Source organism: bacterium (assembly GCA_030655055.1).
In the GTDB taxonomy this organism is placed as follows: Bacteria; Edwardsbacteria; AC1; order AC1; family EtOH8; genus UBA5202.
Genome location: JAURWH010000149.1, coordinates 1 through 26558, shown reverse-complemented (window position 1 = coordinate 26558; position 26558 = coordinate 1). Strand labels below are relative to the sequence as shown.

Annotated in this window: 26 protein-coding genes and 2 tRNA genes; all 28 read left to right on the top strand. The window is 53.4% G+C overall.

The window, feature by feature from the left end:
- The coding region (locus Q7U71_07070) for a FecR domain-containing protein (protein MDO9391516.1) at positions 1-459 on the top strand (459 nt) is incomplete at its 5' end.
- Positions 460-576: 117 nt separating this feature from the next.
- A complete protein-coding gene (locus Q7U71_07065) occupies positions 577-1578 on the top strand; it encodes a DUF6340 family protein (GenBank protein MDO9391515.1) in 1002 nt (333 codons plus the stop codon).
- Positions 1579-1743: 165 nt separating this feature from the next.
- A complete protein-coding gene (locus Q7U71_07060) occupies positions 1744-2514 on the top strand; it encodes an ElyC/SanA/YdcF family protein (protein MDO9391514.1) in 771 nt (256 codons plus the stop codon).
- On the top strand, positions 2511-3167 hold the full coding sequence (locus Q7U71_07055; protein ID MDO9391513.1) for a DedA family protein: 657 nt from the start codon (positions 2511-2513) through the stop codon (positions 3165-3167). The genes Q7U71_07060 and Q7U71_07055 overlap by 4 nt, the downstream gene beginning before the upstream one ends.
- Before the next feature lie 3 nt (positions 3168-3170).
- Positions 3171-3596 (top strand): hotdog domain-containing protein, encoded by a 426-nt coding sequence (locus Q7U71_07050; protein ID MDO9391512.1) that lies wholly within the window; start codon positions 3171-3173, stop codon positions 3594-3596.
- 160 nt (positions 3597-3756) lie between these two features.
- The gene (gene der, locus Q7U71_07045) at positions 3757-5145 is read left to right on the top strand and encodes a ribosome biogenesis GTPase Der (protein ID MDO9391511.1); all 1389 of its coding nucleotides are present in this window, start codon (positions 3757-3759) and stop codon (positions 5143-5145) included.
- A gap of 525 nt (positions 5146-5670) precedes the next feature.
- A complete protein-coding gene (gene plsY, locus Q7U71_07040) occupies positions 5671-6327 on the top strand; it encodes a glycerol-3-phosphate 1-O-acyltransferase PlsY (protein MDO9391510.1) in 657 nt (218 codons plus the stop codon).
- A gap of 131 nt (positions 6328-6458) precedes the next feature.
- Positions 6459-7469 (top strand): NAD(P)H-dependent glycerol-3-phosphate dehydrogenase, encoded by a 1011-nt coding sequence (locus tag Q7U71_07035; GenBank protein ID MDO9391509.1) that lies wholly within the window; start codon positions 6459-6461, stop codon positions 7467-7469.
- Complete coding sequence (gene pgeF / locus Q7U71_07030) at positions 7466-8179, top strand: peptidoglycan editing factor PgeF (protein ID MDO9391508.1); 714 nt, start codon at positions 7466-7468, stop codon at positions 8177-8179. The genes Q7U71_07035 and pgeF overlap by 4 nt, the downstream gene beginning before the upstream one ends.
- 3 nt (positions 8180-8182) lie before the next feature.
- On the top strand, positions 8183-8608 hold the full coding sequence (locus Q7U71_07025) for a MerR family transcriptional regulator (protein MDO9391507.1): 426 nt from the start codon (positions 8183-8185) through the stop codon (positions 8606-8608).
- 52 nt (positions 8609-8660) lie between these two features.
- A tRNA-Pro gene (locus Q7U71_07020) sits at positions 8661-8738 on the top strand.
- Positions 8739-8845: 107 nt separating this feature from the next.
- Positions 8846-8922: transfer RNA gene (locus Q7U71_07015), tRNA-Pro, on the top strand.
- Positions 8923-9127: 205 nt separating this feature from the next.
- Positions 9128-11110 carry an amino acid permease gene (locus Q7U71_07010; GenBank protein MDO9391506.1) on the top strand — a complete coding sequence of 661 codons (1983 nt, stop codon included), beginning with the start codon at positions 9128-9130 and terminating at the stop codon, positions 11108-11110.
- A 164-nt stretch (positions 11111-11274) separates the two neighbouring features.
- Complete coding sequence (locus Q7U71_07005; GenBank protein ID MDO9391505.1) at positions 11275-12375, top strand: aminopeptidase; 1101 nt, start codon at positions 11275-11277, stop codon at positions 12373-12375.
- 230 nt (positions 12376-12605) lie between these two features.
- Positions 12606-15314: a hypothetical protein gene (locus tag Q7U71_07000; protein MDO9391504.1), complete on the top strand. Its 2709-nt coding sequence runs from the start codon at positions 12606-12608 to the stop codon at positions 15312-15314.
- Positions 15311-17116 carry a BamA/TamA family outer membrane protein gene (locus tag Q7U71_06995; protein MDO9391503.1) on the top strand — a complete coding sequence of 602 codons (1806 nt, stop codon included), beginning with the start codon at positions 15311-15313 and terminating at the stop codon, positions 17114-17116. The genes Q7U71_07000 and Q7U71_06995 overlap by 4 nt, the downstream gene beginning before the upstream one ends.
- Positions 17117-17389: 273 nt before the next feature.
- Positions 17390-18031 (top strand): deoxyribose-phosphate aldolase, encoded by a 642-nt coding sequence (gene deoC / locus Q7U71_06990; GenBank protein MDO9391502.1) that lies wholly within the window; start codon positions 17390-17392, stop codon positions 18029-18031.
- 47 nt (positions 18032-18078) lie between these two features.
- The gene (gene uvrC / locus Q7U71_06985; protein ID MDO9391501.1) at positions 18079-19872 is read left to right on the top strand and encodes an excinuclease ABC subunit UvrC; all 1794 of its coding nucleotides are present in this window, start codon (positions 18079-18081) and stop codon (positions 19870-19872) included.
- An 86-nt stretch (positions 19873-19958) separates the two neighbouring features.
- Positions 19959-20471 (top strand): methylated-DNA--[protein]-cysteine S-methyltransferase, encoded by a 513-nt coding sequence (locus tag Q7U71_06980; protein ID MDO9391500.1) that lies wholly within the window; start codon positions 19959-19961, stop codon positions 20469-20471.
- A 62-nt stretch (positions 20472-20533) separates the two neighbouring features.
- A complete protein-coding gene (locus Q7U71_06975) occupies positions 20534-20983 on the top strand; it encodes a nuclear transport factor 2 family protein (protein ID MDO9391499.1) in 450 nt (149 codons plus the stop codon).
- Positions 20984-21014: 31 nt separating this feature from the next.
- On the top strand, positions 21015-21680 hold the full coding sequence (locus Q7U71_06970) for a glycosyltransferase family 2 protein (GenBank protein MDO9391498.1): 666 nt from the start codon (positions 21015-21017) through the stop codon (positions 21678-21680).
- 130 nt (positions 21681-21810) lie between these two features.
- Positions 21811-22575: a 5'/3'-nucleotidase SurE gene (gene surE, locus Q7U71_06965; protein MDO9391497.1), complete on the top strand. Its 765-nt coding sequence runs from the start codon at positions 21811-21813 to the stop codon at positions 22573-22575.
- Positions 22575-23249 (top strand): protein-L-isoaspartate(D-aspartate) O-methyltransferase, encoded by a 675-nt coding sequence (locus tag Q7U71_06960; protein ID MDO9391496.1) that lies wholly within the window; start codon positions 22575-22577, stop codon positions 23247-23249. Before surE ends, Q7U71_06960 begins: the two co-directional genes overlap by 1 nt.
- Positions 23239-23700, top strand: a complete 462-nt coding sequence (locus Q7U71_06955; protein ID MDO9391495.1) for a TIGR00725 family protein — start codon at positions 23239-23241, stop codon at positions 23698-23700. Before Q7U71_06960 ends, Q7U71_06955 begins: the two co-directional genes overlap by 11 nt.
- 119 nt (positions 23701-23819) lie before the next feature.
- Positions 23820-24581 (top strand): HAD family hydrolase, encoded by a 762-nt coding sequence (locus Q7U71_06950; GenBank protein ID MDO9391494.1) that lies wholly within the window; start codon positions 23820-23822, stop codon positions 24579-24581.
- A 33-nt stretch (positions 24582-24614) separates the two neighbouring features.
- Complete coding sequence (locus Q7U71_06945; GenBank protein ID MDO9391493.1) at positions 24615-24890, top strand: acylphosphatase; 276 nt, start codon at positions 24615-24617, stop codon at positions 24888-24890.
- A gap of 177 nt (positions 24891-25067) precedes the next feature.
- The gene (locus tag Q7U71_06940; GenBank protein ID MDO9391492.1) at positions 25068-25898 is read left to right on the top strand and encodes a hypothetical protein; all 831 of its coding nucleotides are present in this window, start codon (positions 25068-25070) and stop codon (positions 25896-25898) included.
- Between the two features lie 85 nt (positions 25899-25983).
- Positions 25984-26511: an adenine phosphoribosyltransferase gene (locus Q7U71_06935; protein MDO9391491.1), complete on the top strand. Its 528-nt coding sequence runs from the start codon at positions 25984-25986 to the stop codon at positions 26509-26511.
- Positions 26512-26558 lie beyond the last annotated feature (47 nt).

Below are 26558 nucleotides of genomic sequence, written 5' to 3'. Positions count from 1 at the left end.
TCCAAGAAGGGGCTGACGGCCACGGGCAAGGTCTGGAGCGGCAAGGTTTGGGCTAACGTCAACAAGGTCAGCAAGAAGAGCAAGTTCGAGCTGGAATCGCCCACCGCGGTGGCCGCGGTCCGGGGCACTGTCTACCGGATGTCGGTGATGCCCGACAGCAGCACCAAGGTGGCTGTTTACCAGGGCGAGGTCAAGGTGGTGGTCAACCCCGACTTCTTTGCCAACCAGAAGAAGAAGCAGGGCGGCCGGGAGGGGGAGATAGAGGGCCCGCAGCAGATAGCCGGACCGGTGGAGGTCAAGCTGGAGCAGTGGGTTCAGATAGTCAAGGCCCAGATGGAGATCACCATCAACGCCGACGGCACCTATGGCATAGTCAACTTCAACCCCATCATAGACAGCCAGGACGAGTGGGTGAAGTGGAACCAGGAACGGGACATGAAACTGGGCCGCAAACAGTAGAAACAATGCCACAAAGGCGCAGAGACACAGAGGATTTTAAAAACCTTGCCGTTCTTGGTGTCACTTCGACAAGCTCAGTGCACCGCTTAGTGGCAAAATATACAACTCGGAGTTGAAATGAAGAAATATCTTGCATTGGCTGTTATTATAACCCTGGCTGCTGTTTCCTGCGGGCCGGTGTTCGTGTCGATCCGCCGGACCGAGAAGCCCCGGCTGGAGATCCCGGCCATCAAGCGGGTGGCGGTGGTCGATTTCGTCGACCCCTACAACCGCAACCTGGGCCCGGGAGTGGGCAACGTGCTGGTCTCCAAGCTGGCCGAGCAGGGCTATTACGAGATGATGGAGCGGGAGAAGATCAATTCGGTGATGTCCGAGCACAAGTTCAACCTGACCGGGGCGGTGGATCCCAACACGGTCAAGATGCTGGGCGGCCTGCTGGGGGTGGACGCCATCATCACCGGCGAGATCCTGGCCTACAAGGTGGAGACCTCCAGGAGGACCGAGAAGGTGGAGCGCAAGGAGGGCACCGGCCGCTACGAAGAGGTGGTCAAAAAGAAACCCTTCAGCGACAAGACATACAAGGTCAAGGAAGAGATAATGAAGACGGTGCTGGTGGACGAGGAACGGACCACCAAAAGCGGCACGGTCTCCATCAACTACCGTCTGATAGACATAGTTTCCGGCAAGGTGGTAGCCAGCAAGTCCCAGTCGGCCAGCTACAACAAATGGTTCAAGGACAACATCCCGGGCGACGACCAGATATTGAGCGGCCTGCTGAATGAGGTCACCGACGCCTTTGTGGGCGACATCTCCCCCCATTATGTCAACGTTGCCAAAAGGCTGATCAAGAGCAAGGCCGATCCCAATGACATCGGCAGCAAGTATGCCAAGGCCGGAGAATGGCAACGGGCGGCTGAGATATGGGAGCGTTCGGCCTCATCCCTGCCCGGCGATCCGGGGCTGTGGCATAACATAGGGGTGGCCTACGAAGCCCTGGGCAGCTATGACAAGGCCCTGGAATCATACAAGAAGGCCTCAGACCTAGACCCGGCCAATGAAACCTATATTCAGGATCAGGCCGGAGTGCGGGATGCATACCGAAGGGGTTTGGTGCAGTAAGGGGGCAATTTAATCACGATTTTCTTGTAAAAGGGAGCGTTTTACGCTCCCTTTTACCGTTATAATTGGCTTGACTTTTTCGTTGATTTGTGGTATCATAACCCTCTTGCATAATTGCAGTTATACTTCTTAATTAAAATATCTCTTAAAGTAAAGATATCATCCATGTTGTTCCTGCTCAAGAAATTAGTAAGCTATATGCTGAATCCGATGACCATTATCCTGCTGTTGTTGGTGCCAGGGTTGTTATTCCTGTGGCTGAAAAAGCATAGGAAAACCGGATTATGGATGATCGCCTTGGGAGTTGCGGCCTATGTCTTTGCCGGTTTTGGGTTGATCGGAAACATCCTGCTCAGGGGGCTGGAGAATAAATACCCCCCGTTGCTTGATGCCCCCCCCAGGGCTGCCGGGGCCAAATGGGTGGTGGTGCTGGGGGCGGGCATGACCAGCGATCTTAAAGTCCCCCTGACCTCGCAATTGACCGAGGGTTCGGCCATCCGCACCATCGAAGGCATCAGGATCTGGCGGCAGATCAGGGGATCCAAACTCATCTTCTCCGGCGGTGCGGTGTTCAACACCCAGTCCGAGGCCTATGGGATGTCCGGGTTGGCCAGACAATTGGGCGTTCCTGATACTGCGGTCAGCCTGGAGGATAGATCATTGGATACCGATGATCAGGCCCGATTGATCAAAGCAATGGTTAAAGGGGATACCGTGGTGCTGGTGACCTCGGCCGCTCATATGCAACGCTCGGTTTCATTGTTTCAAAAGCAGGGAGTGGCGGTGATCCCGGCTCCCACGCATTACCTTATCAAGGACGAGCCAAAGTTCAAACCCAGCCGGCTTTTCCCCAATTCCGGAAACATAATGGCGGCCGAGACCCTGTTTCACGAATACCTGGGACTGGCCTGGTCCAAACTCAGAGGAAGGATATGATCTTACAATTCATCGACGTTTTCATCCACCTGGACAAATACCTGACCACCATCATTCAGAGCTACGGGACCTGGACCTATCTGATACTTTTCGCCATCATCTTCTGCGAGACCGGGCTGGTGGTGCTGCCGTTCCTGCCGGGGGATTCCCTGATCTTCGCCGCCGGGGCCCTGGCAGCGCTGGGGGCGCTGGACATCAAGTGGCTGATCATCCTGATGTGCCTGGCGGCGGTGGCCGGGGACACGGTCAATTACTGGATAGGATACTGGGTGGGGCCGAAGATCTTCCAGAAGGAGAACGTGAAACTGCTCAACAAGAAGCACCTGATGGAGGCCCACGCCTTTTACGAGAAGTACGGGGGGATCACCATCATCCTGGCCCGTTTCATGCCCTTCGTCCGCACCTTTGCCCCGTTCGTGGCCGGCATCGGCACCATGTCCTACTGGCGTTTCATGTCATACAACGTGGTCGGGGGCATTCTCTGGATCAACATCTTCGGCTGGCTGGGTTATTACTTCGGCAATATGCCCTATATCAAGAAGAATTTCAGCCTGGTGATCCTGGCCATCGTCATAATATCGGTGATGCCGGCGGTGATCGAGTACTTTAAACGCAGGCGCCGGGCCGGGATTCAGGCGAAAGGATCGAATTAACGAATGACAGAGACAACTTCCATATCCCACCTGGTGAAATACGAGGATCTGAACCATCACGGCACATTGTTCGCCGGGCGGATGTCCGAGTGGATGGTGGAGGCCTGTTTCATCTGCGCGGCCCAGGCGGTGAAGAGGCCGGAGGACGTGGTCTGCGTCCAGGTCCACGGGATGAGCTTCATCAAGCCGGCCCGGCGGGGCGACATCATCCGGGTGGAATCCCAGCTGGCCTACCTGGGACAGAAGAGCCTGACGGTCTACGGACAGGTCTTCGCAAATCAGGAAACCGTGCCCTACGTCACCAGCTTCGCCACCTTCGTCACCATCGACCAGCAGGGCAAGCCCTACGCCCACGGCCTGACGCTGTCACCGGAATACATCCAGCAGAACCAGGCCATATACCAGAAGGCCAGGGAACTGAGAAAATAGCCTAGACTACGCTGTTATTTTATAAGGAAACCAGGAAGACAGGAAATATTTTTAAAAGATGCCTTAGTCCCCATTTATGGTAATAATCAATACTAATCCGCGTTAATCAGCGTCCTAGATAGATTCAGGATCTGACCATGCATAAACAGACTGGAACCACATGAATTATCCCATCGTAGCCATCATCGGACGCCCCAACGTGGGCAAGTCCACCCTGTTCAACCGGATCCTCAAATCCAAGGAGGCCATCGTTGACGATATGCCCGGGGTGACCCGGGACCGCAATTACGCCATAGCCGACTGGAACGGGAAATACTTTTACCTGATAGACACCGGCGGGCTGGTGCCCAACACCAAGGACCGGATGGAGAACTCCATCAAGCGCCAGGTGGATGCGGCCATGGAAGAGGCGGATCTTCTTTTGTTCCTGGTGGACCGCAAGAGCGGCATGACCGACGCCGACGCCCAGATAGCCAAGATGGTCCGCAAGCAGGGGAAACCCATTGTGCTGGCGGTCAACAAAGTGGACAAGCCCAAGGACGAGGCCGAGGCGTACGAGTTCATGAAACTGGGGCTGGGCGAACCTTTGCTGATAGCGGCCGGCCCGGGCCTGTCCATCGGCGAACTGCTGGACGATGTGGTCAATAAACTGCCCCCCAGCCCGGAGAAGGACCTTAATGACAAGGCCGTCCATGTGGCCATCGTGGGCAAGCCCAACGTGGGAAAATCCTCGCTGGTCAACGCCATCGTGGGCCGGGAGCGGGTGATAGTGGATTCGGTGCCGGGCACCACCAGGGATTCGGTGGACACCATCTTCAACTGGAACGACCAGGAATTCGTGCTGATAGACACCGCCGGTTTAAGGCGCAAGACCAGCGCCCACGACGACGTGGAGTTCTACACCCGGCTGCGGACCGAACGGGCGGTGGAGCGCTGCCAGGTGGGGGTGCTGGTGCTGGACAGCTCCGAGGGGCTGTCCCATCTGGACACCACTTTGGTGGCAATGCTGGAGACCTCCAACAAGGCCCTGGTGGTGGTGATCAACAAATGGGACCTGATGACCGAAGAAAACAAGGCCAATTACCTGGGCTGGCTTAAAGGTCAGCTGGCCTTCGTCAACTTCGCCGAATTCGTCTTCACCTCGGCCCTCAACAGCGACGGGGTCTTTAACCTGTTGCAGAAGATACTCAACGCCTATCACCACTGGAACAAGGTCTTTGAACCGGCGGTGGTGGTCCAGGCCTTTGAGGATACCATCAAGAAACTGCACCCGCCGGCGGTGAGGGGCAAGGACATCACCCTTTATTCCATCAGGCAGGAGGGACAGGCCCCGCCCCGGTTCGTGATAGAGAGCAACCTGCCAAATCTGATACCCACCAACTATCTCCGTTACCTTCAGAGCAGCCTGCACACCAGGCTGGCCATCACCGGCACGCCGATCAGGCTGATGTTCCAGAAGTCCAAGGCGCCCTCGGGCTGGAAGAAACGGCAGATGCTGGATTTCGGGAAGAGGCCCAAGTTCCGGGCGGAACTGGAAAACAGCAAGTAAGGTAAATTACATTATATAAGGAAGCCGGGTGCAATATGAGCAAAGCATCTTTTTCGAGAATAATCGAAATCGTAATTGGTCTTGTGGCAATATTATTCGCACTTATTTACATATTGATTTCAATCCCTGAATTAGTTAGTAGCTACAACAGGATCAATAACTTATTTAGAATAGTATCTTTTACTATTTTATTTAGCTTCAATTTGACTTGTTTAATATCCTCCGGCATTGTAGTAGTATGGGAAAAATACAAAAAACCATTTTTTTGGTTTAATTTAAATTGTTTGTCGTTAGTCTTGTTACTAGTTTATAGTTTAATAGATATGGCAGGACAATCAGAATCGTTTCTGTCATTTATAATAAACTATCTTTACGGATTATTATTCTATTTGCCAATTATTTTATTGTTTTTGTTTTTCTGTAGTTACTTTAGAAAACGTTATACTACTAATTATTCGGGGAAATTAATTACTTGATTTGTTTTAACGAATTTGTGTTTAACGTCAAGGGTAAAAAGAGAACTTTATGTTGTATCGTATACTATTCATCATAGGAGCTTACCTGACCGGAGGCATTCCCTTCGGCTACCTGGCCGGAAAGATCCTCAAGGGAATCGACATCCGGGAACACGGCAGCAAGAACGTGGGGGCCACCAATGTCCTTAGGGTCATTGGCAAAGGCCCGGGGATCGCGGTCTACCTGCTGGATGCCGTAAAGGGCCTGCTGCCGGTCCTGTTGGCCCAAACGCTTTGGCCGGCCGCCACGCCCCAGCAGCAATGGTTTCACATTGCCGCGGCCCTGGCCGCCAGTCTGGGGCATGTTTTCACTCCGTATCTAAAATTCAAGGGCGGCAAGGGCGTGGCCACGGCCTCCGGGGCCATGCTGGGGCTGGCGCCGCTGCCGCTGCTGGCCGCTTTGCTGGTCTTTGCCCTGGTCTTCGGGACCACCCGCTACGTTTCGCTGGGCTCCATCTGCGCCTCGATAGTCTTTCCCATCGGGGTGGCCGTTCAGTTGATACTGAAGGGCGAAGATCCTTTTGCCCCGATGCTGGCGGTGGGCTGGTTCGTGGTGCTGCTGATACTGGTGACCCACAAGGCCAACATCGTGCGGCTGATGCATGGCAAGGAGAATAGGATCTCATTCAAAAAGAAGCCAACGGGAACTGAAAACACTAAACTCTAATCACGAAATTCTAAACAATTCCAAAATACAAAATTCTAAATACAAAAGTGCTCCAGGAATTGGAGAATTGGAGAATTTGAATTTGTTTAGAGTTTAGTATTTCGTATTTTTTGTTTGGATATTTTACTTATATGCTGACCAAGAATAAAAATATTTGTATCCTGGGAGCAGGCAACTGGGGCACCACTTTGGCCGTGATCTTGGCAGAGCAGGGCCACCGGGTGCGGCTTTGGGAGTATCTGCCCCAGGCGGCGGAAGAGATCCAGCGTACCCGCCAGAACAGTCAGTTCCTGCCGGGGATAACCATTCCCCAAGGCGTGGACGTAAGTTCCGATCTGGGCCGTTCATTGCAGGGGGCTGATATCTGTTTCCTGGCGCTGCCGTCCTCAGTACTCAGGAAGGTCTGCGAACAAGCCTATCCATTGCTTTCCTCGGATACAGTGATCGTCAGCGCCATCAAAGGCCTGGAGGACAAGACCCGCCTGCGGATGTCGCAGGTGATAGAACAGACACTGAAGGAAAAGGCCGGGCGCTTAGTGGTTTTATCCGGGCCGAACATCGCTTCTGAGATCGCCCGCCACCTGCCGGCCACCACCGTGGCCGCCTCGAACGATCTTTCGTCCGCGGAGGAAGTTCAATCGGCCCTGATGTCCCGGTATCTGCGGGTCTACACCGGCAGCGATGTGGCGGGGGCCGAGCTGGGCGGGAGTCTGAAGAACGTGATCGCCATCGCGGCCGGTATCATAGACGGGATGGAGCTGGGGGCCAACACCAAGGGGGCGCTTCTGACCAGGGGCCTGGCCGAGATCACCCGGCTGGGAACAGCCCTGGGGGCCGATCCGGCCACTTTCGCCGGCCTGACCGGGATGGGGGACCTGATCACCACCTGTTCCAGCCCCCACAGCCGCAACCATATCGTGGGAAGCAGGATCGGCCAGGGACAAAAACTGGACGACATTTTAAAGGAAATGGTGATGGTGGCCGAGGGGGTCAATACCGCCAAGGCGGCCTACGAACTGTCCAAAGAACATAAGATCGAGATGCCCATCACCGAACAGATGTACCTGGTGCTTTTCCAGGACAAATCTCCCCGCCTGGCGGTGGAGGCCCTGATGACCCGTGATCCCAAGTCCGAAAAATGAACGCAGAACTGATCTCGGAACAGAACGGCCTGAGCATCCTGAGCTTTGATATCCTGAACCGGTATGGTATAAAACACGGGATGGTCATCAAGTCAAACGGCCGGGAAATAGACAAGGAGCAGGTTTACCAGAAACTGGCAAACGGCGGCAGATTGGCGGTCACCCACCAGGTCCACGGAGAGCACATAGAAACGATCCCGCCGGAATATTCCGGATACTACCCAAAAAAGATCGAAGCTGACGGGCTGATGACCCAGGTCCCGGGCGTGGTAATAACCATTCACACCGCCGACTGCGTCCCCATATTCCTGGCGGACAAGGAAACAAAAGCGGTCTGCCTGATCCATGCCGGATGGAAGGGCACCGTCTTGGGCATCGCCCAAAAGGGACTGCAGCAGTTCATGGCGGCATACGGCCTTAAACCGGGAAGCATCGCGGCGGTGATCGGCCCGGCCATCGAACAGAACTGCTATCAGGTCGGGTCAGAAGTGGCTGACAGGTTCGGTCCGCCGGTCAAAATATCAGAGGGCGGAGGCAAATGGCGGCTGGACCTGAAGTCCGAGAACCGGCGACAATTGATCACTGCCGGTCTTTTGCCTGACGACATTCACCTTTCCAGACTCTGCACCTTCTGCCAGAACAGCCTGCTCCATTCATACCGGAGAGAAAAAGAGCTTAAAGGCCAAATGATCTCATTTATGGAGGCTTAGGAAATGGACGAGCAAACAGCACCGGTGGCGGAAAAGCCGCAGGCCAGACCCAGGATGGACAGATCCGAACGGATGAAGGTCTACCATAACATCCGGGAGGTTTCCCAGATAGCGGAGCTGGAACCGTATATCCTGAGGTTCTGGGAGAGCGAGTTTTCGGCGCTCAAGCCCAAGACCACCCGGGGCGGCCGCCGCCAGTACCAGGTGGATGACATCAAAATGGTGCTGCTGATAAAAAAACTGTTGTACCAGGACGGCTACACCATCGCCGGGGCCCGCAACCGGCTGAAGGAGATCAAGGAAAAGGAGAGGGACCAGCTGGAAATTCCCTTCAACCAATGGCGCAACCGTTCGGGGGTCAAGGCCATTGCCGCAGAGCTCAGGCAGGTATTGGAGATGCTGAACCGGAAGGGACCGGTCATAAAATAAATAAATACTGCTTGCATTAAAACGCATTTTTTCGTATAATTACTGTTTGCGTCGGGGTGTAGCGCAGTCCGGTTAGCGCACTTGACTGGGGGTCAAGGGGCCGGTGGTTCGAATCCACTCACCCCGACCATTTTCAACATCAGGCAGGATCAACGGGATGACATGAAATTAGGAATGTCTATTGAAAAGAAATCCTGTAACTCCTGTCTATTTTTAAAAGATCAATAAAAAATCAAACGGGGTGTAGCGCAGCCCGGTAGCGCGCTTGGTTCGGGACCAAGAAGTCGGAGGTTCGAATCCTCTCACCCCGACCACTTTTGTAAAACTAAATAAAATACGGCATGACCTTGGATCCGGACCGGGGATTGCCTTTTCCCCTGCCTTTTATTGTAAAAATAAAAGGCTTTAGTTTTAGGTGTTTCGTTAAGTAAAAATCATGTAAATCCTGTCTTTTCCCGGTATTTTTCTAAAATAGTTGTCTCCCGGTAACATAGATATCAACGCCATTACAGGAATGATATGCCATTTTCCGAGTCGGAATTCATCACCAAATTGGTCAACAAGTTCCGCCGCACCGTCATCGGCGGCCCCAAGGACGTGGACGATCCCACGATCTTTCACAAGATCTCGCTGGTGGCACTGCTGGCCTGGATAGGGTTGGGGGCCGACGGACTGTCATCATCGTCCTACGGGCCGGAAGAAGCCTTCCGGGCGCTGGGCTCGCACACCTACCTGGCCGTATTCCTTGCGCTGGCCACCGCCCTGACCGTTTTCATAATTTCATACGCCTATTCCCGGATCATCGAGCATTTCCCCCACGGCGGCGGCGGTTACATAGTAGCCACCCACACCCTGGGGGAGAAGGCCGGAGTGGTCTCCGGCGCGGCCCTGCTGGTGGATTACATTTTGACCATCACGGTTTCCATTGTTTCCTGCGGAGCAGCGCTGTTCAGTTTCCTGCCGTTACAGTATCATATTTACAAGATCCCTTTCTGTGCCGTACTCATAATAATACTCATAATTCTCAACCTGCGGGGGGTCAAAGAATCGGTTACGGCCTTAACCCCGATTTTCGTGGTATTCTTCCTGACCCATATCTTCATGATCGGTTATGGGATATTCTCGCACACTTTTGATTTTGCCCCCATCATCGGCGATGTCCATAATTCCTTTAAAATCGATATGCGGACCATAGGTTTTATGGGGATCATGGCTATCTTTGTACGGGCCTACTCGCTGGGGGCCGGAACCTATACCGGGATCGAAGCGGTATCCAACGGCTTGCAGGTGATGCGCGAGCCCCGGGTGCAGACCGGCAAGCGGACCATGGCCCTGATGGCCGGCTCGCTGGCCCTGACAGCCGGTGGTTTGTTCCTGTGTTATCTGCTGCTGAGGGTCCAGCCGGTGCACGGCAGGACATTGAACGCGGTTTTGGCCGATGCTTTGTTCGGACAGTGGTCATTTGGCAAGATACTGGCACTGGTCACCATCCTTTCCGAAGGCGCCCTGCTTTTTGTGGCCGCCCAGACCGGCTTCATTGACGGACCCCGGGTGATGTCCAACATGGCGGTGGATTCCTGGCTGCCCCACCGGTTCGCTTCGCTGTCGGAGCGTTTGACCATGAACAACGGCATTCTTTTAATGGGTATATCTTCACTGGCGCTGTTGTTTTATACCGGCGGTTCGATCTCGGTGTTGGTGATCATGTATTCCATCAACGTTTTTCTGACATTTTCCCTTTCCGAAACCGGGATGATCCGCTATTTTATCGTCAACCGTAAACGGGAAAAAGACTGGAAGAAACACATTCCGGTTCATATTGTAGGACTTATCCTCTGTTTAACCATCTTGGTTATTGCCATCTACGAAAAATTCCTGCATGGGGGCTGGCTGACACTAGTGATAACTACCCTGTTGATCCTTTTCTGCTACCGAATCCGCAACCACTACGAGACGGTCAAGAAGGGATCCCGGGAACTGGATGAGATGCTGCTGGACCTTCCCACCAGCGGATCCAAGAACGTGGAGCCGCTCAACCCCAAGGAGATGACCGCGGTGGTTTTAGTCAACGAATACAACGGGTTCGGGGTCCATACCCTGCTCTCGGTGATCCGCAATTTCCCCAAACTTTACAAGAACTTCGTCTTCATCTCGGTGGCGGTGGTCGATTCCGGATCCTTCAAGGGGGCCCAGGAGGTGGATGCCCTGAAAAACTCGGTGGAGGAATCGCTGAAAAAATACGTGGACATCGCCCGGCGCTTCGGCTTTCCGGCCGACTACCGTATGGACGTGGGAACCGAGGTGATAGAGACCGCCAGCCTGCTCTGCCAGGAAGTGGCCAAGGAATATCCCAGATCCACCGTCTTTGCCAGCAAGCTGATATTCACCAGGGAAAGCATCTTCCACCGTTTTCTGCATAACGAAACCCCGTATGCCCTGCAGCAGCGGCTTCAATGGCTGGGGATCACCACGGTGGTGCTGCCGATCAGGACCACGATCTAATGGATACTAAACTCTAAACTCTAAATCCTAAACAAATACGAATATTGAGTTTTCTTAATTCTCAAAACTGTTTTGTGCTTTAAGGTTTAGAACTTTGAAATTATTTAGAAATTAGGAATTAGTATTTAAGATTTTCCAAGCAATGTTTTTCTTAAGAGGTTAGCATGGACTTATTGATCCAAAAACACGCCCAGGTCATAACCCGGTATTGCCTGGACCTGAAAAAGGGCGAAAAGGTCCTGATCCAGGGGGCGTATGTCACCTATCCCTTGATGAAGGAATGTTTTAGGGCCGCCCTGGAACTGGGCGCCCATCCCCAGGTCAGGATATCCAATGAAGAACTGAGCGAGATCATGCTCCAGCAGGGCAGCGATGACCAGATCAAGTTCATCCATGAGAACGACCTGGCCGCCTACAAGACCTTTGATGTCTTTCTGACCCTGATGGGCACCATCAACACCAGGCTGATGTCCAACATGGACCCGGCCAGGGCCCGGCTGGCCTCGCAGTCCGGGGCTCCGGTGATGCAGCTGATGATGGAGCGGATGGCCAAGGGAGAGGCCCGCTGGTGCGGAACCATGCACCCCAACTGGGCCAATGCCCAGGAGGCCAGCATGTCGCTGGCCGATTACCAGGATTTTGTCTACGGCTCCTGCTATCTGAATGAGGCCGACCCGGTGGCCAGATGGAAACAGATCCACTCCGAGCAGCAGCGCCTGTGCGACATCCTGGATAAAAAGAAGACCCTGCACATTGTTTCCAAAGACACCGACCTGAAGATGTCCATTGCCGGGCGCAAGTGGGTCAACTGCTCGGGGCACCAGAATTTCCCTGACGGCGAGGTTTTCACCGGACCGGTGGAGGACACGGTGGAGGGCCATATCCGCTTCAGCTTTCCCGGCATTTACATGGGCCGGGAGGTGGAGGACATCCAACTTGCATTTGAGAAGGGGAAGGTGGTCAAGGCCGCGGCCGGCAAGGGCGAAGAACTGCTGAACCAGATACTGGAGACAGACCCCGGCGCCCGTTTGGTGGGAGAGATAGCGGTTGGTACCAACTACAACATCAGGAAGTTCACCCGCAACATGCTGTTTGACGAGAAGATCGGCGGCACGGTGCATCTGGCCATCGGGCGCTCACTGCATGAATCCGGCGGCAAGAATGTTTCTTCCGTGCACTGGGACATGCTTTGCGGCATGAAGGAAGGCGGAAAGATATTCGCTGATGACCAGCTGGTTTATGAGAACGGGAAATTCATTATTTGACAGCTTTTCCCGGTAATTTACGGGCTTTTAATAACGGCATACTGATTAGAACAGTATGCCGTTTTATTGTGGACAAAAGCGGGTAAATTGGTTATAATAAAATCATGCAAATCCGTTTTAAATCATTGGCTTGGCTGGCGCTGGCCGTTATATTTACCTTGCCAATTTATAGCCCAAAACTCACAGCTCAACGCTATAGCATAGACCTGGTTCCTCCGGGCCATTCCTGGATGCAACTGGAGACACTCCATTTTAAAGTGCTGTTCCAGCCCGCCCACCAGGTTCAGGCGGAAAAATGCGCCCGGCTGGCCGAGCAGACCTATGACCGGCTTGTTCCATTCTTAAAATGGAAGCCGGCCGGCCGGACCGAGATAATACTTACTGACCATCTGGACCAGGCCAACGCCATCACCACGGCCTTTCCCCGAAGGACCATCGTCATTTACCTAAGCCAGCCTGCCGGACAGCCCGGCAACTATGACGACTGGATGGAGGAGTTGATAGTCCACGAATACGCCCACCTGCTGGACATGGACATGGTCAGCGGAGTTCCAGGATTCCTATGTTCTGTTTTCGGAAGGCTTTTCCTGCCCAACGCCGTCCAGCCCTGGAACCAGATCGAAGGTTTGGCGGTCTACGCCGAAAGCCGCTACACCAGGTTCGGCCGCAACAATGGGGCTTTGTACAACGGGGTGCTGAGGTCGGCGGTCAATGAAGGCAGGTGGGCGGCCATAGACCAGGCGGCCGTTTTCGGCCCCGGCTGGCCGGGCGATACCCCGTATCTGCTGGGCGGGAAATTTTCCGAATATCTGGCAGACACCTACGGGGAATCCAAGCTGGCCGAATACCAGCGCCGGCACAGCGGCCTGGTGCTGCCCTTCATGCAGAACCGCCCGGCCCAGAGGACATACGACAAAAGCCTGCCCCAATTGTGGAAGGAGTGGCGGAGGAACAGCCGGAAAATATACCGGGCGCAGATCGATTCCATAAAAGCCTCAGGTCTTGGTATCACTGAAAAACTGACCACAGACGGATTTGACAAGGAGGGGCTGGATATCTCACCGGACGGCCGGTATGCCGCTTATGTCCAAAGGGACAACCGGGAACAACCCAGGATAGTTTTGTACGACCTGTCTTCCGGCTCTTTCCGGATACTGGCCAAAGGCGACTTCCAGGGTTCCCTGTGCTTCAGCCCGGACGGGACTGAGCTGGCTTTTGCCAAAGCCGAATACCTTAATTCCGGCCGTCAATATTACAATGACCTGTATGTCCTGGAAATTGCCAGCGGCCGGACCACCAGGGTCAGCAGGGGCTTGCGGGCCCAGGATCCGGCTTATTCGGCTGACGGCAGGAGCCTGTATTTTGCGGCCACCCGGAGCGGGGCCTATGCCCTGGGCCGTCTGGACCTGGCAACCAGAACCAGCGAATATCTGACGGATTTCTCCGATTCCTGCACCTACAGCCATTTGAAGATGTCCCCCGACGGCGGCAAAATAGCACTGGCCGCCTGGACCGGAGAGGGTTTCAGCGATATTTATATCTATGACATCGCCAAGGCAGAGTTTCAGCCGCTTTTCTGCGATCAGGCCCAGGAACTTTGGCCCGGCTGGTCCCAGAACGGAAAAACCGTTTACTTTTCATCCGACCGTTCCGGAACCTGGAATGCTTATGGTTATAACTTAGAACAGAGAACAGTCACCCGGCTGACCAACGCGGTTGGCGGGTCCTTGTCACCGAGGGTTTTGGACGACAGCACCATTCTATATCTTGATCTCTCGGCCCGGGGATACGATCTGGTAAAGGCAAGAACGGGGAATTATCCGGTTCACGGCCCGGTCATTCTTGATGCTGAAGCACTTCAGTTTAGCGCAAATGCTCAAAGCACAGAATATCAGATATCAAAGTATCAGCCCTTAAGCACCATGCTGCCGATGCTGTGGTTTCCCGCTTTTTATGCCGATGATAAGGACAGCGCGCTGGGCGTCAGCCTGTGGGGCTGGGATGCCCTGCTGCAAAGGAATTACTACCTGTCGGCCGGAGCCAGCCCTGCCAACAAAAGATTTTACTACGTTTTTGAATACGACGATCAGAGTCCGGTTGTGCCCTGGAGTCTGATGCTGAAGGATCATCCGGCGGGGTATGGAGTGGACGCCCGGTCCGGTGACGCGGGGTACTGGCAGAGGGAACAGGAACAGTCTGTGTCATTTTATTGGCCCTTCCGGAGAACCGGATACAGCATCACGCCCTCTATCCGCTTCAGGCATCAGCGCCTGACGAGCCTGAGCAATATCACTGACGGTGGGTATAATCCATACTGGACCGGGAACCTTTGCGATATCCGGCCGGCAGTAAGTTTCAGCAATTACAGGATATACCGGAATTCCATCAGTCCCAGCGGCGGCCGGAGGATCTACGCCCAAGCCGGAATTTATAATAAACGATGGGGCAGCGACCTTGATCAAACCTATCTGTTCGGCCTGTGGGATGAATACCTGGCTCTGCCGTTCGACAGACAAGTGCTGAATGCCAGTCTCCGGGCTGATGCTTACTACAACAAAGGCCGGTCCTATCTGGAGACGGTCGACTGGTTCAACCTGCGGGGTTATTCAAGTTCTGCCCTCATAGGGAGCCGCCGGATGGCCACCACCCTGGAATACCGTTTTCCCCTGGCCGATATCCAGCGGGGCATTTCCACCTGGCCGGTGTACTTCAAGAACATTCATGCTGCGGCCTTCTGGGAGGGAGGGGTTGGCGGCGCCAGCTTTTCCGGTCTAAAAGACAAACCTTTCAAACAAAGCCTGGGAGCGGAGTTGATCACCGACTGGACGGTGTTTTATGCCCTGCCGTTTTCCATGAAGCTTGGCCTGGCCAGGCCGCTTCAAAGTTCAAAAGGATTCACCATGTACCTTTCATTAACCCAGGATATTTTGGGAATATGAGAAATCACCTTTGGCATAGGTTGCTGATATTTTTCTGCCTGTGGGCCGCAGCAGTTGTTCCGTCCCGGGCTGCTGGGGCGGGACGATTGGAGATAACCTTTGCCGGCAACAAATCCTTCTCTTCTTCGGTGCTAAAAAAGCAACTTAATTTCAGGCCGGTTGAGGGAAAGATCATTCCCGAAAGCTTGGAGACGGCAACGGGAAGGGTACGGTCATTCTACCGCCGCCAGGGTCATCTGGATGCCGTCATCAGTCATAAATATTCAGATCCAATGGGGGAACTCCCGGGCCTGGTTGAGGTCACGATTGACGAAGGCCGGCGCTGCATAGTGGAGAGAATAGTCTTTAAGGGGAATACTGTTCTGGCAAGTGAACAGCTTACTATGGTCTTAAGGACAAAGCCTGGCGCCGGGCTTGATCTGTCCGCCTTGGGCGAGGATGATTTCAACCTGATGCTGTTCTATGCCGACCTGGGTTACATCTTTGCCGAGGTGGAACATGAGTTGAATTATAAGAATTCTTACCTGGCGGAACTGGTTTTTACCGTAACGGAAGGCCCGATCGCCAGGATAAGCCGCATAAACATCCATGGCAATGAACTGACCAATACCCGGGCCATAGAACGTGAACTGACGATGAAGCCGGGCGACATCTTTTCCCGGAGGGCGCTGTTGAAATCACAACTCCAGTTGTTGTCAACCGGCCTGTTCAAAGAGGTCCGGGTCTCCCCCGGAACCACCAGCCCCGACCGCTCACTGATCGACATCGAAGTGGAAGTGAAGGAAAAGACCCGCCATGTCTTTGCCACCGGTTTTGGCTATGGCAGCGGAGATGCCTTCCGGATCTCGGCCGGATGGGCCGACCGCAACATCAGCGGAATGGGGAGAACCCTGGAGTTCAAGGCGCTGACAGCCTTTCAGGTCTGGAGCGGCTTCAATACAGTGAGGCGCCAGGCCAGAGTTTCTTATCTGGAACCCTGGCTGTGGGGAGACCGCACCCAGTCTGAGGTTTCGCTGTATTACGACGACTTCCGCCCGCCCTATACCGATTACCGTCTGCAGACCATCGGGCTGGATCTGATGCTGTCAAAGATCGTGGGCCGGTATTCCAATCTGGGAGCGCGGTGGAAACAGGAGTGGCTGAAGCTCTCGCCGGACTGGAGCCGGCAGGGCAGCGCGGCCGACACCATCAGCTACCGGGGGCGGCGGACCATGCAGTTGTTCGGGGAATACCGCCGGTTCGATGATCCGGTGAACCCCAGGGCGGGATTCGGCTTTGAATGGCAGACCGATTACACCGGAGGGTTGCTGGGCGGAGCCGAGACCTATCAGCGCCTAGTGCACGAGTGGATCTACCATCTGAACCCGTATAAGCCCTTGGGTATCTCCGCCCGGCTGAAGTACGGGATCATCGGGGATTGGTCCCTGCATCTGCAAGTGCCGCTGTACGAAAAATTCTATCTGGGCGGACCCGCCACGGTCCGGGGTTACGGCAGCGGCAGGATGGGCCAGGTGGACGCGGCCGGGAACAACATCGGCGGCGATAAGATGGGGTTGCTCAATCTGGAACTTAAGGTATTTTTCCCCAGGCACTGGGTGGGGGTTATCTTTACCGATGCCGGCTTGCTGGAGAACTGCAAGGTCTCCAAACTCTCACTTGCCCAATGGCACGGCACTCCGGGCTTTGGTGCCCGTTACGTCTTTCCCTTCGGCACCGGCCGGGCGGACTTTGCTTTTCCGTTGGACAAAGTTGATCAGATCAAATATTGGCGGGCAGTGCTGGCCTGGGGCGAGGCGTTTTAAACTTTCCGGGAGACGACAGGAGTGCCTTCGCTGAAGCTACTGCACTTGAAGAAGGCACGCAGGTAGCGTAAGCGAATTTACATGATTAACGGGATTTAGTATATTAAGGATAAGAACATTGGAAAAGCCATGCAAGAACAGATAAAAATAGCCAGGGGATTGCTGGAGAAATGCGGTATCCTGATCCCGGAAAATCTACCAGATGATCCAATCTGGCAAGAAGTAAAACTTCAGGCCGCAAAGGCGGGAAAGTTTCCGAGTTCTAAAGCCGAGATGGCCGGGTTCATTGATCACACCAACCTAAAACCCGATGCCAAAAGTGTGGGCATTGAAAAACTTTGCGCCGAGGCCCGGCAGTATGGCTTTTACTCGGTCTGCATAAACCCCTGCTGGGTTCCTTTGGCTGCCAGAGCACTTAAAGGAAGCCCGGTCAAGGTCTGCACTGTCTGCGGTTTCCCTCTAGGGGCCAATGCTTCGGAAGTAAAATTGCAGGAAGCCGGCCTGGCTGTTAGTCAGGGAGCCGCCGAAGTGGACCTGGTGCTAAACATCGGCGCGCTGAAGTCACAAGATTTTAAAACAGTGCACCAGGACATTTCCTCCGTGGTCAAGGCTTCTTCCGGCGCGCTGGTGAAGGTGATCATAGAGACCTGCCTGCTGACCGAGGAAGAGAAGATACTGGCCTGCCTGATCGCTAAGTCGGCCGGGGCGCATTACGTGAAAACCTCCACCGGATTTTCCACCAATGGGGCAACGGTCCAGGATATAGAGCTGATGCGGCTGACGGTCGGACAGCAGATGGGGGTCAAGGCCTCGGGCGGAGTGCGCAGTTTGGAAGAGGCAAACCAGATGATACTGGCCGGGGCCAGCCGGATCGGGACATCTTCGGGAGTGAAGATCGTAGAGAAAATGAAGTAGTTATTCAATTGGATTACGCCTCATTAAAAACTTATCAGTGCCTGTCAGTGTCCGATATTGTAAACAAAATACACAACTTCCCCCAGCAGCCCGGTGTCTACCTGTTCAAGGATGCGGCCGGAGAATTCATCTACATCGGCAAGGCCAAGAGCATCAAGGACCGGGTGCTGGACCATCTGCGCAACAACACCGATCCCAAGGAAATGCGGATGGTGTCGCTGACCGGGGACATCGAGTACATCCTGACCGACTCCGAGATCGAGGCCCTGATACTGGAGGCCCAGCTGGTGAAGAAGCACCAGCCCAAGTACAACATCAATCTAAAGGACGACAAGAAATTCCCCTGGATCAAGGTGACCAGGGAAGCCTTTCCCCGGATATATTCCACCCGCGACCTGGAAGACGACGGCTCCCGCTTGTTCGGGCCGTACATCGACGCCACCGCGGTCAAGCGGACATTGAAACTGCTGAAAACCATATTTCCCCTGCGGGCCTGCGCCCACCAGCTGCCGGGCAAAGGGCCTTCCCGGCCCTGCCTGAACTACCACATCGGAAAATGCTACGGGCCCTGCCAGGGTTACATCTCGGAACAGGAATACCAGGCCATGATCAGGTCGGCGGTGAGCTTTTTGACCGGGCGCAGCAAGGAACTGGAACGGGAGCTGGTGCGGTTGCGGGACGAATCCGCCCAAAAGCTGGATTTTGAGGAAGCAGCCCGCTGGCGGGACCACCTGCAGAATCTCCAGAAAGTGACCGCCCACCGGAAGACCATCCTGCCCGACGAGGCCGACTGCGACGTGATGGCCATGGGGCGGCTTAAGTCCCAAGCCTTTGTCACCGTGCTCCAATTCCGGGAGGGACGTCTGGTGGCCCGTCTGGACCGGGTGCTGGACAATCCACTGGAACTGGAGGAAACCAAGCTGTGGCCGGGCTTTCTGGAACAGCACTATCTTAGAGCCTTGACCATACCCCAGAAGATATTGCTGGACGTGCTGCCCGAAGATATTGACCTGCTGGAGGAATGGCTGAGCCGCTTAAAAGATCAGAAAGTAATCATCGCCCGGCCTTCCACAAACTTGGAAAAGAAGTTCCTGAACCTGGCCCAAAAGCAGATCGGGTTCAAGCTGGACGAGACGGTGGCCCAAAAGGAGGAGCTCAATTCCAAGACGGTCAAACCCCTGCTGGAACTTCAGCAGGCGCTGGGGCTGAAAACTTTGCCCCGCAGCATCACGGCCTTTGACATCTCGCACATCTCGGGCACCTATGCGGTGGGCTCGGCGGTCAGTTTTAAAGACGGCCGGCCGTACAAGACCGGCTACCGCAAGTTCAAGATCAAGACGGTGGAGGGCATCAACGACCCGGCCATGATGCGCGAGACCATCGAACGGTACTGGGCCAACCAGGAGGAAAAGAACGAGCCTCATCCCGATTTTCTGCTGGTGGACGGCGGCCTGCCCCAGCTGAATGCGGCCTTGCAATTGGTTGACGAAAAGGGTTATAATGTAATAGTGGCCGGGCTGGCCAAGCGGTTGGAAGAGATATACTTGACCGGGGGCGAGGTGGTCAGCTTGGCTAAAAATTCCTCGGTCCTGCATCTGCTGCAAAGACTGCGGGACGAGTCGCACCGTTTTGCCCAAAGCTACCATCACAAGTTAAGGCAGAAGGGCATAGACTCTGAATTGAACAAGATCCCCGGCATCGGGCCGAATAAGGTCAAACTATTGCTTAAGACATTTGGGTCAGTGGCCAAAGTTAAGGAGGCCAGCCAGGAGGAGCTTGAGAAGATAATGGGTCCCAAAACAGCGGCTAAGGTTACAGAGTATTTGAATAAAGTGAAATGAAAGAATTATAGTTGTTTCTTTGTCTCGGGCCACTTCGACAAGCTCAGTATCCCGCTCTGGCACAAGTAAAATACATACGTGTGATAATGAACATATACTACGGACAATACGAATTCCCCATAGGCAAGATCTTCATCTCCGCCACCGATGCCGGGCTGTTCAACCTGGCGCTGGGCCAGCACGACCTGGCGCTTAATTTCGCCAATCTAAGCCTGAAGACAGAATTCACTTTCATAGAGGACCCCGACCGGTTCGAGGACCTGCTGGTGGACCTGGCCGGTTATTTCGCAGGACTGCCCACCGACTTCAACTACCCGCTGGACCTGCGGGGGGCCTCGCCTTTTGAACGCTCCATCTGGGAAAAGGCCCGGCAGATACCTTACGGCCAGGTGCGCAGCTACAAGTGGATGGCGGCCCAGATCCACAACCCCAATGCCTCCAAGGCGGTGGGCCGGGCGCTGGGCATGAACCCTTTGCCCATAATAATCCCCTGCCATAGGGTGATCATGCACGACATGTCGCTGGGCGGGTTCTCGGCCGGGGCCGGGTGGAAGGAGAAACTGCTGATGCAGGAGCGGGGCGAGCTGAGGATATTGTAGGAATGATTTGCCACAGAGACACAAAGGCACAGAGGATTAATATTTAATTGAGGTTGTAAGTTATGCCAGATTGGGATTCAAAGGAACTGACCAAGGTCAAGCAATTTGTTTTGCTTTTTACCAAGGCTATGAATGGAAAGAAAGCTTCCCAGCTAAGACGGGTGTTTCACAAGGATGCTATATTGCACCGGGAGATGCAGAACTTTTTGGGACATGCAGATATCATTAAGTGGTATGAAAAGGTTTGGGATACCCAGGGTTTTCGCCAGGCTGAATTTGTGTTGATGGACGCCACCGCCGGGATTTTACCCGATGGTTCTGCCAAATGCATTCTATGGTTTGAAATTAAAGTACCATCTGTTAAGCTAAAAGGCGCTGCAAAGCCCAACCCCAAACAGATCCATGTTGAAACGCTTGATCTAAAGCTGTACGGTAAACAGTGGAGGATAACCAAGTGTTTTGGTCTGGGATACGAACCAAAAGATCATAAGAAATATTTCAAAAATGTTTGATTGCATGATTCAGATTAACCGTTAACTATTTATGAAAACCGCCATCATCATACCAGCCTACAACGCCGCCAGCACGCTGAATTTGCTTTTGGTCCGACTGATGGAATTCGCGCCAAAGCATGATATAATTGTGATTGACGACGGTTCCACTGATAATACTGCGGAGGCCGCCAAATTGTCGGGGGTGGAGCTTATAATCCACCAACATAACAGGGGCAAGGGCGCAGCCTTAAGAAGCGGGTTCGAGCTGGCTTTGAACAAAGGCTGCGATGCCGTTATCACCATCGACGCAGACGGACAGCACGATCCGAAGTACATCCAAGCACTGGCGGATACTATGGGCACTGGACCTTGGGACATTGTGGTGGGTTCCCGCAGGAATGAGTTTGGCAGAATGTCTTTTGCCCGCTACTTGAGCAACAGCATCACCACTACGGTGGTCTCAATTTTGGCAGGAACGAGAATATCAGACAGTCAGTCCGGTTACCGCATCATCAGGACCAGCGTGCTAAAAAGCGTGAAACTTAAGACCTCGCGCTACCAGATGGAATCCGAGTTGCTGATCAAGGCCGCCCGGCAGGAGTTCAAGATAGGGTCTGTGGACATCACCAACATCCCCGGCAGCACCAGCCATATCAGCCATCTTAAGGATACCATAAGGTTCCTAAAAATGGCCCTGCAAACTCTTTGGCAATAGACTATTTCCTTTGCCACTAAGACACCAAGACACCAATACGATTTTAGTTTCAATATTTTTAACCCTTTGTGCCTTTGTGTCTTTGTGGTTTGGTTCCTATTAAATAATATTTTAAAAGAATAGCACGAAATTGACTAAGAAAAAACCTGTAATCCTCATCACCAACGACGACGGCATCAACGCCGAGGGCATCAAGCACCTGCGCCGGGCCATGGACAAGCTGGGAACCACCTATGTCTTTGCCCCCATGTCCGAGAAGAGCGGGGCCAGCCATTCCTTCTCCCTGCGCAAGCCGATGGAAGTGCTGTGGCGCGACCAGCGCACTGCGGCGGTGGACGGCACCCCCACCGACTGCGTGATGCTGGCGGTACGCGGACTGCTGAAGGTGAGGCCAGACCTGGTGGTCTCCGGCATCAACCACGGGCCCAATCTGGGTGACGATGTCACCTATTCCGGCACGGTGGCCGGGGCCATGGAGGGGACTTTGCTGGACATCCCTTCCATCGCGGTCTCCTGCGTCTCCTGGAACAAGTGCGATTTCCGGGCTGCGGCAGTTTACGCCCGTCGGGTGGCGGAGGTGGTGCTCAAAAAAGGCCTGCCCAATAATACCCTGCTCAACGTCAACGTCCCCAGCCTGCCGATGGGGAAGATCAAAGGTCTTAAGGTGACCAGGCTGGGCAAGCGGATCTATCGCGACATGATAGTGGAACATAAAAAGCCCGGCGGAAAGAAATATTTTATGATCGACGGTCTGGACCCGGACTGGAAGAAGGAGGCCGGCACCGACTTTGAGGCCATCGAAAACCAGATGGTCTCGGTCACCCCGTTCCACCTGGATTGGACCAACCACTGCGAGCTTTCCCGGATCAAAAAATGGGAGAAACTGTTCAAATGATCCAGGATAAATTCGTACAGGCCCGGCTGGATATGGTGGAATACCTGGTCAATTATCCGGTTGAAAAGGACCATCAAAAGATAAAGGACCCCAGGGTCATTGCCGCCCTCAAAAAAGTGCCCCGCCAGATGTTCATGCCCGACGCCTTCAAGTTCAGGGCGTACGAGGACAATGCCCAGGCCATAGGCGAGGGGCAGACCATCTCCCAACCCTACATCGTGGCCCTGATGAGCCAGGCACTGGAATTGAAGGGCAACGAGAAGGTGCTGGAACTGGGCACCGGGTCCGGCTACCAGGCGGCGGTGCTGGCCGAGCTGGCTGCCCGGGTCTTTACCGTGGAACGTATAGACAAGCTTTCCCGTACTGCCGAAGAAGTGATCAGAACCCTTAAATACCACAACATATTGTTCCATATCGGCGACGGCACTCTGGGATGGCCCAAGTTCGCCCCTTACGACCGGATTATAGTCACGGCCGGAACTCCGGAGGTTCCCAAGGCCTGCTGGGAGCAGCTGGCCGAGGGCGGGCGGATGGTGATCCCGGTGGGCGACATGAACGTTCAGAAACTGCTGCTGATAGACAAGGTCAACGGCAAGGAAGTGAAGAAGGAACTGAGCGGCTGTATGTTCGTGCCGCTGATCGGAAAATACGGGTGGCAGGCCAATGGCCAGTAAACCGCGGATAGGCGTCATCGGTGCCTCGCAGTGCGGCAAGGCGCTCAGTGAAACGGCTTACCAGGCCGGGAAACTGATAGCCCAGGGCGGAGGCATTCTGGTCTGCGGGGGAATGGGCGGAGTGATGGAAGCGGCCTGCCGGGGAGCCTCCGAGGCCGGCGGCCTGACAGTGGGGATCCTGCCCGGGTCCTCGGCCCGCGACGCCAACCGCTTCGTGGACGTGCCCATAGTCACCGGGATGGGATATACCAGGAACTCCCTGGTGGTGCTCTCGTCCCAGTCGGTCATCGCCATCGGCGGCCGTTACGGCACGCTTTCCGAGATTGCCTATGCCATACAGTACAAGATACCGCTGATAGGCCTGAACACCTGGAAGATCGCGTCGGTCATCAGGCACGTCAAGACCCCGGAGGAGGCAGTGAAACTGGCTTTCAAGCTGATAGGACATTGAACAGCTGGCAAATTGGGACGCGGACTTCGACAGGCTAAGTCGAACGATTTTCGCAGATTAACGCAGATTTATTATAACTAAATTAAAATAATGAATTCAGAAGTTTAACGGAATATTATATGAAAAACATTGTATTAGATTTAGATGGGACTTTATTAAATGACGACAAAGTAATACCAAAAGATACAATTGAATTTCTGAAAACATTATTGGAAAATGATAAGAGAATTATACTGGCTACTGCCAGACCTCCACGAGGTGTAGTCGAATTGTCTGAGTATTTATATGAAATGTCAGATAAAATATATTACAATGGAGCCCTGGTTCAGGGGAGAGATGGGCATGTTTATAAAAGATTTATAGACGAAGAACAGATATTGTTATTTAATCGTTTTATTAATAGATTCGATGAAAAAATAATTCACGGTTATGAATTGAATGACCAATTATACGTCAACGGCAGTTTTGAAAAATATTTTCCTAAACGTTATTTTCAGGAAGTTGATTTTAACTTTAAAATATATGATGCTGCTAAAATACTTGTGGATATAAAAAATGAAGCTATGCTTTCGTATATTCAAGAAAATCTTTCAAAAGACTTAAGGTTGTTGTTAACGAACAACAGTTCATTAGCACAGATAATGCATAAAAGTGTTTCCAAATATACGGGTCTGATCAACTTGTTGTCAGAAGAAGATATTAACAATGATACAGTATGTTTTGGAGATGATATTAATGATATTGAGCTATTTGAAAAATGCGGTTGTTCAGTAGCAATGGGTAATGCTTCGGAGTCTATAAAAAACAAAGCAAAATTTGTTACGAATACTAACAATGAAAACGGCGTATTGATATATTTACGACAGCATTATAATATTTAGGGTTGAGATATATTTAAGTATCTGCAACAAAGCATGGATAGAAAACTCATAGTCCATATCTCCGGCAGGGTGCAGGGCGTAGGCTACCGATACTTTGTGCTCCACCGGGCCCAAAGCCTGGAACTGGCCGGGTATGTCCGAAACTTAAGGGACGGCCGGGTGGAAGTGGTGGCCGAGGGAGAGGAACAGGCGTTGAAAACCATTTTGGAGGAATTAAAGGAGGGTCCGGCCGGGGCGATAGTGGAAAAAATGGAAACGCAGTGGCAGCTTTATACCGGGGATATCTCCAGTTTTGAAATAATGTTCTGAGCTATTCTAACATTCCTGCCGGTATCAACTTGACGCTTTTATTTTAAGCTAAAAGTTAAACCATTTATTCTGACGGAGAGTCTAATATTAGTTAACTGTCGGGGCCGGCCAAAATGCATGTAAGCAGGGCGCTGGTGCCGTTCCCGCGTATCATCTAACTAATAGCGGAGACTTACTATGAAAAGAATTCCCTGGCCCACGGTTTTGCTGGCCTTCATGCTGGCCTCATCATCTTTGGGCGGTTGCCAAAAACTGAGCCTTAACAGCTATCCCAGCGCAAATGCCATGACGGTTGACGGAAGCGATTCCGACTGGCCGGACTCGGCGTTTCACTACTTTGAAAAGAAGGATGTTTCCATCGGTTTTTGCCACAACGATTCATTTCTTTTTTTAGCATTAAGAAGCACCAACCAGGAGATAGTCCCCAAGGTGATGCAGGGTTTTACCGTTTGGTTCCAAGCCCGGGACGGCAGCGCCCCCAAAATGGGCATTCATTTTCCTATGGGCCGGCCGCAGATGGGGCCGGGAATGACGGAACGTTCCGGAAAGATCGATCCCGAGCCGGGAAAACAGAATTTCGCAATGGTTCCGCAGGATTTTGAAGTGCTGGTCCCAGGCAAGGCCCTCAAGCAGAGGATATTGTTCGGTCTGGCGGCTTCCTACGGCCTGGGGGCCAAGGTCAGCCTTGACGGCAATGGCAAGTTTGTTTACGAACTGAAGGTTCCTCTGGTCCAGAGCGACAACCATCTTTTCGCGCTTTGGTATCAAAGGGGTGAAGATACCGGCATTGAGATCTCGCTGGAAAGCGACGGGTTCGAGCCGATGGCCATGAGGGGGAACAGCGGTCAAGACAGGCCGGCTGGCGGAGGACCAGGCGGTATGGGCGGCGGGAACCAGCGGCCAGGCGGCATGGACGGCGAAATGCCCAGCCCGCCCAGCGGAGGCCGGGGTACGGGCATGGGGGCATCAACTAAAAAACTAAGCCAGAAGATAATGCTGAAATTGTAATGCAACACAGCGTTCTTCACAAATTATCACTTTTTTAACCCACCAACAGTAAACGTTAAACAGAACTATTACAGGAGTCTGCGACATGGCGGCCGATCTTAAAAAGTATATCCGTGAAGTGCCGGGCTTTCCCAAGCCGGGGATCAATTTTAAGGATGTCACCACTTTGCTGCGTGATAAAAAGGCCTTGAAGGAAACGGTGGATCAGCTTTACCTGCAGGCCAAAAAACTGAAGATCGACGCCATAGCGGTGATAGAATCCCGGGGCTTTCCCTTCGGCACGGCCCTGGCCTACAAGATGGGGACCGGGGTGATCCTTGTACGCAAGCCCAACAAGCTGCCGGCCAAAACCATCAAGCAGACCTATGCCCTGGAATATGGCACCGACTCGCTGGAGATGCATACCGACGCCGTGAAAAAAGGCCAGAAGGTACTGATCGTGGACGACCTGTTGGCCACCGGGGGAACTGCGCTGGCCGCGGCAAAATTAGTGGAACGGCTGGGCGGGCAGGTGGCAGGCTTGGCGTTTGTGGTGGAGCTGGACATCCTAAAGGGCAGGGAAAAACTTCAAAAGTACAAGGTGATATCCCTGGTCCATTACGATGATGATTGAGAAGGTAAAAATATTTATTTTTATCCTGGCCCTGAGCCTTCTTTTGC